We start from the raw sequence: 13,662 nt of genomic DNA on the forward strand, positions 1-13,662 counted from the left end.
GCGGTGGCAGCCATGCACAACGACAAGTCCCAGGGCACGCCCTTCCCCGTGCGGTGGCGCGGCTACGACCGCCGACTGGTGGACGAGGAGCTGATCCGCACCCGGTGGGAGCTGGCCCGCCTGCGGGAGGAGCTGGAGGTGCTGCGGACCGACCGGGACGGCGCCGTCGCCACCGCCGACGACCTCATGCGCGAGCTGGAGGACGCGCGCAGCGAGCTCGCCGAGTACCGGGTGCTGCACGCCGGCTACTCGAAGGACAACGCCGTGTCCGGCTGCATCCGCTACCTGATGCACGTGGCCCGGCAGAGGGCGGACGCCTTCGAGACCGACGCCCGCGAGCGCAGCGAGCAGATGCTCAAGCGGGCCGAGGAGGTGGCGCGGCAGCAGGCCGTGCTGCTGGACGAGACCGAGCAGGAGACGCAACGGCGGCTCGCCGAGGCCGAGCAGCGCGCCCGCGAGATCGTGCAGCAGGCGACGGCGGAGGCGAGCGCCCTGCTGGGCGGCCAGGTGGACGGCCAGGACCGGTGGACGCCGGACACCGAGCCGCCGTCGTTGGACGTGCCGCTGCCGCGGATCATCTCCGGCCCGCTGCCCGTCGTGCAGCCGGACGCCGAGGAGCAACGCCCGACCACGGCGTGAGCCGGGCCGTCACGGGGCCAGGTCGCGCGGGTGGTCCACGTCGTCGCCGTCCGCCACGTCGCCGCACGGCACGTCGAGCGCGCCGTGCGCGCGCAGGTAGTCGCGCGCGCCGGCGTCGCCCACCGCCGACGCGGCCACGCCCGGCCAGTGCGCGGAGCCGATCAGCACCGGGTGGCCGGGTGCGCCGTCGTAGGAGGCGCGGGCCAGCGCCGTCGGCGACGCCAGCGCGCGCAGGCGCTCGACCGCCGCCGCCGTGACGCCGGGCGTGTCCACCGGCAGCACCACGACCGCGCCGACGTCCGCGCCGGCCAGCGCGTCCAGGCCCGCGCGCAGCGACGAGCCCATGCCGGTGGCCCAGTCGGGGTTGTCGACCACGACGCAACCGTCCAACACCGCCCGCGCGCGCACCGACGCCGCCGACGCGCCGAGCACCACGACGACCGGCGCGCACCCGGCGTCGCGCAGCACCACCGCCGCCCGGTCGACCCACAGCGCTCCGCCGTGCGACACCAGCGCCTTGGGGCCGCCGAAGCGCCGCCCGGCGCCCGCGGCCAGCAGCAACCCCGCGACCCGCATGGGGTCACACTAGGGCGCGGTGCCCCTTCAGCTCCGCCCGGTTGGCCACCGCGAGCTTGCGGTAGACCCTGGTCAGGTGCTGTTCCACCGTGCTCACGGTGATGTGCAGCCGCATCGCGATCGCCCGGTTGCTGTGGCCACACGCGGCGAGGGTGGCGACCCTGCGCTCCGAGTAGGTCAACTCCGTCATACGGGAGAACACGTGCGGCGGCGCGGCAGCGGTTCAATCACGACGACAGGTGCTCCAGGAGCAGCGCCGTCAACGCCTCCGGCACCTCCTCCGGCACCCAGTGCGACACGTCCTCCAGCATCTCGAACCGGTACGGGCCGGTGACCCAGTCGCCGGTGCTCAACGCGGCCGTCGACCCGAACGCCACGTCGTCGGTGCTCCACACGTACAGCGTGGGCACCGACACCTTCCCGGCCTTGCCGCCCGGACGCCCGGCCCGGTACCAGTTCAGCGCCGCGGTCAACGCGCCCGGCTCGGACAGCCGCCGCACGTACTCGTCGACCCGGCTCGGCGGCACCCGCCACTCGAACATCTGCCGCAACGCCGCGCCGTCGTCGTCCAGCATCCGCTTCTCGGTGTTGCTGTTGCGCCACTCGGTCATGTAGCCCGACCGCAGGTGCTGGTCCTCGTCGGTGCGCAGCGCCTCGGCGAACGCGCCGGGGTGCGGCGTGGACACCACCGCGAGCTTGCGCAGCCGGTCGGGGTGCTCGGCCGCGGTCCACCACGCCACCGCGCCGCCCCAGTCGTGGCCGACCAGGTCGAACCTCGACCAGCCGAACGAGTCCGCCACCGCCAGCACGTCGCCGACCAGCGCCTCGACGCCGTAGTCGGCGGCGCGCTCGGGCCGCACGCCGGGGGAGTAGCCGCGCTGGTCGAACGCCACCGCCCGGAACCCCTCGCGGCCCAGCACCGCCACCTGGTGCTCCCACTCGACCGCGGCCTCGGGGAAGCCGTGCAGCAGCAACACCGGCCGGCCGTCCTCGGGGCCCGCCGCGATCGCGTCGAAGTCGCCCTCGTCGGTCCGCACGCTCAACTGTTCGATCACGGCGATCTTCAGTCCCCTCACTCGCCCGGTGCACATCTCGCGGTGGGCATTCTCGCGCCGCCACCAGCCGCGGCCGCGGCGGGGACGCGCTCCGGCACGCTGCCCCGGCCGGGTGAGCGGTACCCGCGCGGCGGGGTGGAATGGCCACGCTCGGCTCGACGACGGCGGTCGGGCGGACGGGGAGCCCTTCTGTGCCTACTCCGAAGAGGGTGTCCGGATGGGCTACATGAGTGGCCGGGGAGTCGCCGCACGGTGACGTGACGGCGGCTGCCACTCGGCCGAACGGCTCATCCGTCATCACCACCGAGTGCTGTTGCGACCACGCTGCGTCGGATCGTGGTCAGCTTTTGCTCGTCCCGTATCAGGAGGCCCGCTCCGCGCTCCTCATCAGTGAGCCGGGATGCGCCGGAGGAGTTGACGAGCGTGAGGAGGTCGCCGGATGGTGCAGCACGCATCCGTGCGAGCCGACGTCGAGGTGGGGGTCGGCGCGGTCCGCGACGACGTGGACGTGCCCGGTCGTCCCGAGGTCAGGTTGCTCGTGGGCGGGGGCCCGCGGCAGGTGACCGCCACGTGGCTGGCCGAGGCCGAGCTGTCCGAACTGGTCGACGAGGCGCTGCTGGGCGACCCGCGCGCCATCGGCCAGCTCCTGGCGCGCATCCAACCGCTGGTGCTGCGCTACTGCCGGGCGCGGGTCGGGTCGAGGGAGCGCACCCTCGTCTCGGCCGAGGACATCGCCCAGGAGGTGTGCCTGGCCGTGGTGTCGGCGCTGGGCACCTACCGCTACGAGCCGGGCTCCTTCCTGGCCTTCGTCTACGGCATCGCCGCGCACAAGGTCGCCGACGCGCGAAGACGTGCGGTGCGCAGCCGGGCCGAGGTGGTGCCCGAGCTGCCGGACACGCCCACCCTGGAGGCCGGGCCCGAGCAGCGGGCCATGACCGGGGAACTGATCGGCCACGTCACGCAGCTGCTGCAGAAGCTGCCCGAACGGCAGCGCGAGATCCTGGTGCTCAGGATCGCGGTGGGGCTGTCGGCGGAGGAGACGGCCGCGGCCGTCGGCTCGACCGCGGGCGCGGTCCGCGTCGCGCAACACCGTGCGCTCGCCCGTATGCGCGAGATGTTCGCGGCTGTCGACGGCTGAGCCGGCCTGGCATCGTGGGGTCATGGCCGCCACGCCCCCGCTCGTGCCACCGCTCGTGCCGCCGGACCCGCCGACGTCCGCCGCGGGATCGGGGCCGGGCGAGGAGCCGGTGTTCGACGTGCTGCTCTCGGGGACCGTGTTCCTGGACATCATCTTCACCGGCCTGCCGCGCCCGCCCGCGCCGGGCACCGAGGTCTGGGCCGAGGGGCTCGGCTCGTGCCCCGGCGGGATCGCGAACCTCGCCGTCGCGCTGAGCAGGCTCCAGCTGCGGACCGCGCTGTCCGCCGCGTTCGGCGAGGACGCCTACGGCGACTTCTGCTGGGAGGTCCTGTCCGAGCAGGAGGGCGTCGACCTCAGCTACTGCCGCCGCTACTACGGCTGGCACTCCCCGGTCACCGTGTCCATGGCGATGGACCGCGACCGGTCGATGGTGACGCACGGCCACCGGCCACCGGTGTCGGCCGACGAGATCCTCAACCCGCCGCCGCGCACGCGCGCGTGCTTCGTGCACGTGGGCGCGGAGGACGAGCGGTGGGTGTCGCAGGCGAAGGACCAGGGCGCGCTGCTGTTCGCCGACATCGGGTGGGACCGGACCGAGCTGTGGGCGCCCGAGCTGCTGCGCCGGCTGGAGCGCTACGACGTGTTCCTGCCCAACGACGCCGAGGCCCAGCGGTACACCCGGTCGGACACGCCCGAGCGCGCCGCGGTGGCGTTGGCCGAGCACGTGCCCGTGGTGGTGGTGACGCGAGGCGGCGGTGGCGCGGTCGCGGTCGACTCGGCCACCGGCGAGATGGTGGACGTGCCGGGCCTGAACATCGCGCCGCTGGACTCGACCGGCGCGGGTGACGTGTTCGGCGCCGGGTTCGTGCTCGGGACGTTGTCCGGGTGGCCGTTGGCGCACCGGGTGCGGTTCGCGAACCTGTGCGCGGCGCTGTCGGTGCAGCACTTCGGCGGGTCGCTGTCCGCGCCGGGGTGGGTGGACATCGCCACGTGGTGGCGGACCGTGTCACGGCGGGCGGACGACGACCTGAAGGCGTACTCGTTCCTGGACGACGTGCTGCCGGGGCACGCGGGGGTCGAGGTCCGGCGGGCCAGCGCGACGATCCGGCTGCGCGCCTCGGGGTGAGCCGCGTCCCGGCGGCACGCCACGCGGATCACTCGATCGTGAGCTTGCCGCCGGCGAACACCTGTTCGATCATGGACGGGTCGCCGTTCGACCGCCCGGGTGGCCGGTCGCGGCCGCCGGCCGGGCGTGAGGCTGATCACCTCGCCGTGCCCGTGGCGCTGCGCCGTCCGGCCGAGCGGGGTTTGACCACGGCCTCCGGCGGGCAGGAGTAACTTCGACAACCGTCGCCGGGGATCGCGCCGAAAACTTCTGCTCGTCGGGGAGCAACCCGCGGTGGTCTTCGTGCGACTTAGTCAGTGGGGGTTCCCGCGGGTCTCGGAAGGGGTTGCTGGTTCAGTGTTCGCCGCGCGCGCGACAGGTCTGGTCAAGTTGGTGGGGTTGTGCCTGATGGCGGGGGTGCTCGTCGCGGCGGTGCTGTTCCCGGTGGTCGGCGGCCTCGGGCTGGCGTCCAACCGCGCCGCGGACACGGTGGACCAGACCTCGGGTGAGCTGACCAAGGCCGAGCTGCCGCTGGTGACCACGGTGCTGGACATGCACGGCCAGCCGATCGCCTACCTCTACGACCAGTACCGCGTGCCCGTGCCGTCCGAGGGCATCGCGGACACCATGAAGGCCGCGATCATCGCGATCGAGGACAAGCGGTTCTTCGAGCACAAGGGCGTCGACTGGCAGGGCATCGCCCGCGCCGCCGCGAAGGCGGGCGTCGACGGCGAGACCAGCCAGGGCGCCTCGACGCTGACCCAGCAGTACGTGAAGAACTACCTCGCCTTCGTGGTCGGCAAGGGCTCCGAGGAGGCCTACGAGAAGGCGACCGAGGTGACGTTGGGCCGCAAGATCAGCGAGGCCCGGATCGCCACCCAGCTCGAGCAGAAGATGAGCAAGGACGAGATCCTCACCGCCTACCTCAACGTCGTCCCCTTCGGCAACGGCGCGTTCGGCGTCGGCGCGGCGGCCCGCACCTACTTCGACACCACCCCGGACAAGCTGACCGTGCCGCAGGCCGCGATGCTCGCCGGCCTGGTCAACGAGCCGAGCAGGCTCAACCCCGGCTCCGACGTGGACGCCGCGATCAAGCGCCGCAACACCGTGATCGACCGGATGCGCGACAACGGCGCGTTCGGTCCCGACGCGAAGGTCGCCGAGGAGAAGGCCGCCGAGTACAAGGCGACCGACATCGGCGTCGTGCCCGACCTGAAGCTGCTGCCCAACGGCTGCGTCGGCGCGGGTGACGGCCCGGTCTACGGCTTCTTCTGCCGCTACCTGGTCGACTACCTGGAGAAGGCGGGCCTGCCGACCGAGGAGCTGCTGCGCGGCGGGTACACGATCACCACCACGATGGACCCGGTCGCCACGCGCGCGGCCAAGGAGTCCGCGATGCAGCAGGTGCCCAAGACCCAGCCGGGCGTGGCCAACGCGATGGCCGTGGTGCAGCCGGGCCCGGACAAGCACCGGGTGCGCGCGCTGGCCGCCAACCGCGACTTCGGCAACAACGCCGACGCCGGGCAGAGCGCGTACTCGATCCCGGCCGAGGTGACCAAGTTCGGCGCGGGCTCGATCTACAAGGTGTTCACCGCCGCGGCGGCGCTGGAGCGCAACGTCACCGGCATCGACAAGCCGATCGACGTGCCGAAGACCTACACCTCGAAGGTCTACAAGGACGGCAACAAGCCCTACACGGTCAAGAACGCGGGCGAGTACAAGGAGAAGATGACCTTGACCGAGGCGCTGGCCCAGTCGCCGAACACCGCGTTCATCATCCTGGAGGAGCAGGCCGGGCTGAACAACGTGGTCGACATGGCCTACCGGCTGGGCCTGCGCGAGTCGATGCAGGGCGTGGACTGGAAGGGCGACCCGCTCAAGGCCGACGGCTCCAACGGGCCGTCCCAGGGCGACGTCTACAAGCGGGACAACAGCGGCTCGTTCACCCTCGGCGCGGGCCCGACCAGCGTGCTGGAGCTGTCCAACGTCGCGGCTACGATCATGAGCGGCGGCAAGTGGTGCCCGCCGACGCCGGTGGAGAAGATCGTGGACCGCAACGGCCGACCGGTGCAGCTCAAGGAAGCGGCGTGCGACCAGGCCGTCGCGCCCGACGTGGCGAACGCGCTGGCCACCGCGATGAGCGCGGACGTCAAGCCCAACGGCACGGCGGCGCAGGCGGCGTCGAACGCGGGCTGGAACTGGCCCATGATCGGCAAGACCGGCACCACCGAGAACCACTGGTCGGTGGCCTTCATGGGCGCCACGCCGCAGTACGCCGGTGCGGTCATGACGTTCACCGATGGGGTGGCTCCGCAGGTGATCTGCAACAGCACCCCGCCGAGGCTGTGCGGCACCAACGACGCGGCCGGTGTTTTCGGTGGTCAGGTGGCTGCGCCGACCTGGTTCAACGCGATGAAGGTGATCCACGAGGGCCAGGAACCGGCCAACCTGCCGCCGGTCAACCCGAAGTACCGGTAGTCGACCTTCGTCACGGGTTACGTCAGCCCGCAAGTGGCCTTTGACCTGGGCTTTTATAACGACAGGATGCGGAACTCAGAAGTACTCGAACACGCTGTGTGACGATCAGTGGGTTATCTCACCAAAAAGCACTAGTCGCAGTGCTGAGGCTTGCCTCTTCTTGTTACATCGGGTTACGGTCCCGGCCGCATGTCACGGTTCGGTCACCTTAGGGACACGGCGGCGCTCCCCGAAAGCTCCGCCAGCCTGGATCCCCCGCCAGGTGTCCTGGTGGCCGGGCCGTGCTCCCCGAATGCAGGAAGGCACTACCTTGGCACGGCACACGAAAGGCCGCGGGCGACGCGCGTTCACCGCGCCCCGCACCCAGTCCGGCACCCGTTCCCACCGCGCGGAGTGCGACCGCAAGCCCGTGAGCGGCCGGGTCGCGGCCGCGGTGGTCGCCGCGGGCGCCCTCGCCACCGGTGTGGGCGCCGCCGGCGGTCTCGACACCGGCGAGACGCGCTTCCTCCCCGTCGCCGCGGGCTCCGACCTGGCGGCCGCGCTGGTGCACACCTCGGCGCCGAGCTCGCCCGAGATCCGCACGGTCCACGCCGTCGAGCCCGCGTTCGAGGCGGCCAAGCTGATGCGCTCCGAGGGGCTGCTCGTCCGGCAGCACGTCGACCAGGCGATCCGCCACGCGTCCGAGGGCTACACCGCCCGGCAGGCCGAGCTGAAGCGCCAGCAGGACGCCGCGGCCGCCGAGCGGGCCCGCGTGGACGCCGAGAACGCCCGGATCGCCGCGGAGCAGGCCCGCGTCGCCGAGCAGAAGGCCGCCGAGGAGGCCGCGAAGCGCCCGAAGGTCGTCAAGCCCGCCGAGGGCCAGTTCACCTCCGGCTTCGGCGCCCGCTGGGGCACCAGCCACTACGGCGTGGACATCGCGAACTCCATCGGCACCCCGATCCTGTCCGCGATGGACGGCGTCGTGGTCGAGGCGGGCCCGGCGTCGGGCTTCGGCCTGTGGGTGCGCGTGCAGCACAACGACGGCACGATCACGATCTACGGCCACGTCAACGAGACGCTCGTGTCCGCGGGCCAGCAGGTCCACGCGGGCCAGCAGATCGCCACCATGGGCAACCGCGGCCAGTCCACCGGCCCGCACCTGCACTTCGAGGTGTGGCTCAACGGCTCGCAGAAGATCGACCCGGTCGGCTGGCTGGGCGAGCGGGGCATCACGCTCTGAGCTGACGGTCCGACTCCCCCGTACTGCCCCGCCGGGCGCACTTCCGGCGGGGCAGTACGGCACTTCGGAGGGGGTCGCACACCCCGGTTACCCCCGTCGCGGGCGGTTCACACATCTCGGGCACGTTCTCCGCGACCGGCATACCGACTGGTCGGTACCTGAGGTACGGTGGCGGCCGGAGACCTTCGGGAGGCGAACGTGGCTCGTTGGGGAATCACCCTGCCGCTGACCGGCGTGCCGGTGCTCGACCACCGCGCGCTGGTGGCCGAACTGGCCGACCTCGGCTACACCGACGTCTGGTCGGCCGAGACCGCGGGCACGGACGCGTTCACGCCGCTGGCGCTGGCCGCCCAGTGGTCCGACCGCGTCCGCCTGGGCACGGCCATCGCCCCCGTCTACACGCGCGGCCCGGCGACGCTGGCCATGACCGCCGCCACCCTGGCCGAGGTGTCCGGCGGACGGTTCGTGCTGGGCATCGGGTCGTCCTCGCCCGCGATCGTCGAGCGGTGGAACGGCGTGCCGTTCCACGAGCCGTTCAAGCGCACCCGGGACACGCTGCGGTTCCTCAAGGCGGCCCTGGCGGGCGAGAAGGTGTCCGAGGAGTACGAGACGTTCCGCGTGCGCGGCTTCAAGCTGGAGCGCGCGCCGCGCCACCCGGTGCCGATCATGCTCGCCGCCCTGCGCCCCGGCATGCTGCGGCTGGCCGGGCGCGAGGCCGACGGGGCCATCACCAACTGGCTCGGCGCCGACGACGTGCCCAAGGTGCGCGCCGAGATGGCCGGCGGCGAGCTGGCCGCCCGGATCTTCGTGTGCCCGACCGAGGACGCCGACGCGGCCCGCGCGCTGGGCCGGATGCTGATCAGCACCTACCTCACCGTGCCCGCGTACGCGGCCTTCCACGACTGGCTCGGCCGCGGCGAGGCGTTGCGCCCGATGCACGAGGCGTGGGCGTCCGGCGACCGGCGCGGCGCGGGCGCGCTCATCCCGGACGAGGTGGTGGACGCGCTGATCGTGCACGGCGGCGTGGACGAGTGCCGCGCGCACGTGGCGAAGTACGCCGCCAACGGCGTCGACACGCCCGTCATCGCCCTGCTGCCCACCGGCGCGGACCAGCTCGACCTGGTGCGCGCGCTCGCGCCAGGGGCCTGACCGTGGCGCGGCGGACCGGGGCGACGCCCGAGCGGATCGTGGGCGCGGCCGTGCGGTTGTTCGCCGCGAAGGGGTTCGACGCCACGACGGTGCAGGAGGTCGTCGAGGCCGCCTCGGTCACCAAGGGCGCGCTCTACCACTACTTCGGGTCCAAGGACGACCTGCTGTTCGAGATCTACCGGTCGTTGATCGGGCGGCAGATGGCCGACCTCGACGGGATCGTGGCGGCCGGGCTGGACGCGGCCACCACGGTGCGGCGGATCGTGGTCAGCCTGGTCGAGACGACCGCGGCGAGCGTGGACGAGACCGCGGTGTTCGTGCGCGAGATGCACCGGCTCGACGCGGACCGGATGGCGAGCTTCCGGGCCGAGCGGCGGCGCTACCACGAGACGTTCCGGTCCGTGGTCGAGCAGGCGCAGCGCGACGGCCGGTTCAGCTCCGCCGTGCCCGCCGACACGGTCGTGCTGATCGCGCTGGGCGTGGTGAACCAGCTGCCCACCTGGTACCGGCCGGACGGCCCGAAGTCGCCCGCCCGGCTCGGCGGCGAGATCGCCGACTTCGTCCTGGCCGGGCTGCGGCCCGCGTAGGCCGTCAGGCGGCGCGGTCGGCGCTGGGTCCGGGTCGAGCTCCGATGATGTCGATCACGGTCGGTCGGTGCCGACGACGAGCGGCGGACGGGTGGTCCACACCGACCGCGGTGGCCATCTCGCCACCGCCGACCCACAGCAACGGGTGGTCGACGTCGTGCGGGCGTGCCGTCCTGTGTGAAGGCGGGAGGCCGCTCGCCGGCCCTCCGCACGGTGTCGATCACGTCGCACCGGGTGCTCGCGCCGAGGCGACCGTGCGGATCTCGCTAGTCTCGTACCAGGCCGGGAGGTGTGAGTTGACGAGCATGTCCGACGTCGCGCGGGCCGCCGGGGTGTCCGCGGCGACGGTGTCGCGGGCGCTGCGCGGCGAGCCCGGCGTGTCCGAGGCGACCCGCCGGTACGTCACCGAGGTCGCCAAGCGCATGCGGTACGCGATCGCCCGGGACGCGTCCAGCCTCGCCGGCGGCCGCCGCTACGCGGTCGCGGTCCTCACCGCCGACGTGGGCCGCGGCGACCTGCTCGCGGGCGCGGAGGGCGCGTTGCGGCAGGCCGGGTACGACGTGCTGCTCTACGTGCTGCGCGACGCCGACGCGCGCAAGCGGTTCTTCGAGGACCTGCCGCTGGCCCGCCGCGTGGACGGGGTGCTCGCCCTGGCGGTCAACCTCACCGAGGCCGAGGACGCCGCGCTGGCTGGCCTAGACGTGCCCGTGGTCGCGGTGTGGGACGACGACCTGCGCGCGGCGCTGCGGCTGGCCGTCGGCCACCTCACCGAGCTGGAGCACCGGGAGGTGGCGCTGGTGCTGGCGGGCGACATCGACGAGTCCTACGACGAGGTGCTGGTCGGCGAGGGCCTGTCGGTCCGTCCGGAGTGGACCCTGTGGTCGTCCTCCACGGTCGCGGGTGGGGAGCAGGTGGTGGACGCGCTGCTCGACGGCGAGCGCCTGCCGTCCGCGGTGATCAGCACGAGCGGCGAGGTGGCGCTGGGCGTGTTCCTGCGGCTGCGCCGCGACGGCCGCGACGTGCCCGGCGACGTGTCGATCGTCAGCCTGGAGGGCACGGACCTGGCCCGCGCCGTCGGCATGACCGCCGTGGAGGGGGCGTGGCGCGAACGCGGCGAGCACGCGGTGGACGTGCTGCTGGCCCGCCTGCGCGGCGAGGAGGACGAGACCGAGCCGCCGTCGGTGCAGCTCGTCGTGCGCGAGTCGACCGGTCGGCGGACCGCCCGCTGAACCGACAGGTTTGAGCCTCACTCGGCTGGGTTATTAACCACGGGCAACGTCCTGCAACCTTTGGGTGACCACTCGTCACCAGCCTGGATTCGGAACGACGGGGAAGGCGAAGCTGTCCGACGTGGACGAGGAGCTCGCGGCACTGGCCGAGGCCCACGGGGTGGCCACCCACTACGAAGACGCCAACCAACGTCGAGCCGACGTCGACCCGGACGTGGTCGTGGCGGTCCTCGCCCAACTGGACGTGGACGCGTCGACACCGGAGGCGGTGCGGCGCGCGCTCGCCGCCCCCAAGTCGCCGCCGCGCACGGTCGTCCTGCGCGAGGGCGACGTCCTGGAGGAGAGCGGCACGGTCGAGCTGGAGGACGGCGGCACGGTCGAGCTGCCCGCCGCGCTGCCGCCGGGCTACCACCGGCTCGGTGAGCGGACCGTGATCGTCGCGCCGCGCAAGCTCCCTCCCGTGCCCCGGTCGTGGGGGTGGATGCTCCAGCTCTACGCGATGCGCTCGGCCGAGTCGTGGGGCATGGGCGACTACGCCGACCTGGCCACCCTGGCCCGGCGCAGCGCCGCCGAGCTGGGCGCGGGCGTGCTGCTGGTCAACCCCGTGCAGGCGGTCAGCCCGACGCTGCCGGTGGAGCGCTCGCCGTACTCGCCGTCGAGCCGCCGCTTCGCCAACCCCCTCTACCTGCGCATCTCCGACATCCCCGCCTACCGGGAGGTCGACGCCGCCACCCGCGCGGAGATCGACGCGCTGCGCCCGCCCGACGACACCGACCTGATCGACTACGACGCCGTGTGGACGGCCAAGGCGACGGCGCTGGAACTGCTCTGGCGGCACGTGGAGCACCGGCAGCCCGAGGGCGAGCTGCTGGGCTTCGCCCGGTTCTGCGCGCTGGCCGAGGCCCACGGCCCGGACTGGCGCGAGTGGCCGCCCGAGCAGCGCGACCCCGCCACGGCCACCACCGACCCCGAACGGGTGGCGTTCCACGCGTGGTTGCAGGAGCTGTGCGAGCGGCAGCTGGCCGCCGCGCGGCAGGCCGCGCGCGACGCGGGGATGCCGGTCGGCATCGTGCACGACCTGCCGGTGGGCGTGCACCCGGGCGGGGCGGACACGTGGGCGGTGCGCGACGCGTTCGCCGCGGACGTCACGGTCGGCGCGCCGCCGGACGCGTTCAGCAGGATGGGCCAGGACTGGCGCCTGCCGCCGTGGCGGCCCGACAAGCTGGCCGAGCAGGGCTACGAGCCGTTCCGGGCGGTGGTGCGCAGCGTGCTGCGGCACGCCGACGGCATCCGCATCGACCACGTCGCCGGGCTGTGGCGGCTGTGGTGGATCCCGCCGGGCGAGCCGCCCAAGCGCGGCACGTACGTGCACTACGACCCGGACGCGATGCTCGCCGTGCTGACGCTGGAGGCGCACCGGGCGGGCGCGGTCGTCGTGGGCGAGGACCTCGGCACGGTCGAGCCGAAGGTCACCGAGGCGTTGCACGAGCACGGCATGCTCAGCTCGGCGGTGCTGTGGTTCCAGCGCGAGTACGACCTGCCCGACCACCCGCTGATCCCGCCGGAGAAGTGGACCTCCTCGGCCATGGCGAGCATCTCCACCCACGACCTGCCGACGGTGGCCGGGTTCCTGGCCGCCGAACACGTCCGGGTGAGAGCCGAACTCGGTCAGTTTGACGGGCCCGTCGACGGGGAATACCGGGCCGCCGAGCGTGAGCGCGCGGAGCTGCTCGAACTCCTCAAGCAGGAAGGCGTCCCCGCCGATGACCTCGTCACCGCGTTCCACTCCCTGCTCGCGAAAGCCCGATCCGTGCTCGTGCTGACCTCGCCGCAGGACGCGTTGGGCGAAGTGCGACAGCCCAACCTCCCCGGCACCACCGACCAGTACCCGAACTGGCGCATCCCGTTGCCCGTCGCGCTCGCCGACCTGTTCGGCGACCCGCGCGTGCGGCGGGTGGCGGCGGCGCTGGCGGCCGGTCGCACGGGTCCGGCCGGTGGGAGCGGTCCCCGATGAAGCGGACCGCGCACGTCACAGCGCGCGGCCCGGCCGCGGAGTATGGTCAAGCAGTCACCCGCGTCATGGTTGGAGGTGGCAGTCACCCGTGAACACCGACTTGGTGTCCCGCACCGGGCTCGTGCCCGAGCAGATGATCCCCCAGAGCAGCCCGGCGGACGTCTTGGAGACGACCGTCGAAAGGGCCCTGGTCTCCGTGCGGCCGTCGAACCTGGCCGACCCCCTCGGGGGCGCGCTCCTCGCCGAAGAGTCCCTCGTGAACGCCTTGCGGCGCGTCGAGTGCGGCTCGGACGGCGCGCTGGCCCAGGCGGTGGCCTGCGCCGAGGCCGCCTGCGAGCACCTGCGCTACGGCGAGCTCCAGGAGGCGCGGCTGCTGCTGGTCGCCGCGCGCGGCCAGCTCGCCAGGGCCCACACCACCAGACCCTGACCCAACGGCAGGGGTCGAATCGTTCTCGCTCGTCCGGAGGAAAAAC

The 13,662-nt window shown here is 73.1% G+C and carries 13 protein-coding genes and 1 pseudogene; 11 read left to right on the top strand and 3 right to left on the bottom strand.

Annotated features, from left to right (window positions below; all coding sequences use genetic code 11):
* Positions 1-12: 12 nt before the first annotated feature.
* On the top strand, positions 13-639 hold the full coding sequence (locus tag LZG04_RS14250; RefSeq protein ID WP_233817003.1) for a hypothetical protein: 627 nt from the start codon (positions 13-15) through the stop codon (positions 637-639).
* A 9-nt stretch (positions 640-648) separates the two neighbouring features.
* Here the strand turns inward: LZG04_RS14250 and LZG04_RS14255 are convergent, their stop codons facing one another.
* From LZG04_RS14255 to LZG04_RS14265, 3 genes and pseudogenes are all read right to left on the bottom strand, one after another.
* Complete coding sequence (locus tag LZG04_RS14255) at positions 649-1,215, bottom strand: NTP transferase domain-containing protein (RefSeq protein ID WP_233817005.1); 567 nt, start codon at positions 1,213-1,215, stop codon at positions 649-651.
* Between the two features lie 4 nt (positions 1,216-1,219).
* A pseudogene (locus LZG04_RS14260) lies at positions 1,220-1,402 on the bottom strand (helix-turn-helix transcriptional regulator); the annotation flags it as partial.
* Between the two features lie 40 nt (positions 1,403-1,442).
* Positions 1,443-2,270 (bottom strand): alpha/beta fold hydrolase, encoded by an 828-nt coding sequence (locus LZG04_RS14265; protein WP_233817561.1) that lies wholly within the window; start codon positions 2,268-2,270, stop codon positions 1,443-1,445.
* A 439-nt stretch (positions 2,271-2,709) separates the two neighbouring features.
* Between LZG04_RS14265 and shbA the strand changes: the two genes are divergently transcribed.
* The 10 genes from shbA to LZG04_RS14315 all read left to right on the top strand — a co-directional run bounded on the left by shbA (position 2,710) and on the right by LZG04_RS14315 (position 13,616).
* The gene (gene shbA / locus LZG04_RS14270) at positions 2,710-3,408 is read left to right on the top strand and encodes an RNA polymerase sigma factor ShbA (RefSeq protein ID WP_233817009.1); all 699 of its coding nucleotides are present in this window, start codon (positions 2,710-2,712) and stop codon (positions 3,406-3,408) included.
* 22 nt (positions 3,409-3,430) lie between these two features.
* Positions 3,431-4,534, top strand: coding sequence for a PfkB family carbohydrate kinase (locus LZG04_RS14275; protein WP_233817011.1), 1,104 nt, complete (start codon positions 3,431-3,433; stop codon positions 4,532-4,534).
* A 38-nt stretch (positions 4,535-4,572) separates the two neighbouring features.
* Entirely contained in the window at positions 4,573-4,746 is a 174-nt protein-coding gene (locus LZG04_RS14280; protein WP_233817013.1) for a hypothetical protein, read from the top strand.
* Between the two features lie 124 nt (positions 4,747-4,870).
* The gene (locus LZG04_RS14285; RefSeq protein WP_233817015.1) at positions 4,871-6,991 is read left to right on the top strand and encodes a transglycosylase domain-containing protein; all 2,121 of its coding nucleotides are present in this window, start codon (positions 4,871-4,873) and stop codon (positions 6,989-6,991) included.
* 310 nt (positions 6,992-7,301) lie between these two features.
* The gene (locus tag LZG04_RS14290) at positions 7,302-8,210 is read left to right on the top strand and encodes a M23 family metallopeptidase (RefSeq protein ID WP_233817017.1); all 909 of its coding nucleotides are present in this window, start codon (positions 7,302-7,304) and stop codon (positions 8,208-8,210) included.
* 198 nt (positions 8,211-8,408) lie between these two features.
* A complete protein-coding gene (locus LZG04_RS14295; protein ID WP_233817019.1) occupies positions 8,409-9,359 on the top strand; it encodes an LLM class F420-dependent oxidoreductase in 951 nt (316 codons plus the stop codon).
* 2 nt (positions 9,360-9,361) lie between these two features.
* Positions 9,362-9,946, top strand: a complete 585-nt coding sequence (locus tag LZG04_RS14300; RefSeq protein ID WP_233817021.1) for a TetR/AcrR family transcriptional regulator — start codon at positions 9,362-9,364, stop codon at positions 9,944-9,946.
* A gap of 305 nt (positions 9,947-10,251) precedes the next feature.
* On the top strand, positions 10,252-11,175 hold the full coding sequence (locus LZG04_RS14305; RefSeq protein WP_233817563.1) for a LacI family DNA-binding transcriptional regulator: 924 nt from the start codon (positions 10,252-10,254) through the stop codon (positions 11,173-11,175).
* Between the two features lie 121 nt (positions 11,176-11,296).
* On the top strand, positions 11,297-13,189 hold the full coding sequence (gene malQ, locus LZG04_RS14310; RefSeq protein ID WP_233817023.1) for a 4-alpha-glucanotransferase: 1,893 nt from the start codon (positions 11,297-11,299) through the stop codon (positions 13,187-13,189).
* 88 nt (positions 13,190-13,277) lie between these two features.
* Positions 13,278-13,616, top strand: coding sequence for a hypothetical protein (locus tag LZG04_RS14315; RefSeq protein WP_233817024.1), 339 nt, complete (start codon positions 13,278-13,280; stop codon positions 13,614-13,616).
* The last annotated feature ends 46 nt before the right edge of the window (positions 13,617-13,662 follow it).

The organism is Saccharothrix sp. S26 (genome assembly GCF_021390395.1).
Taxonomy (GTDB): Bacteria; Actinomycetota; Actinomycetes; order Mycobacteriales; family Pseudonocardiaceae; genus Actinosynnema.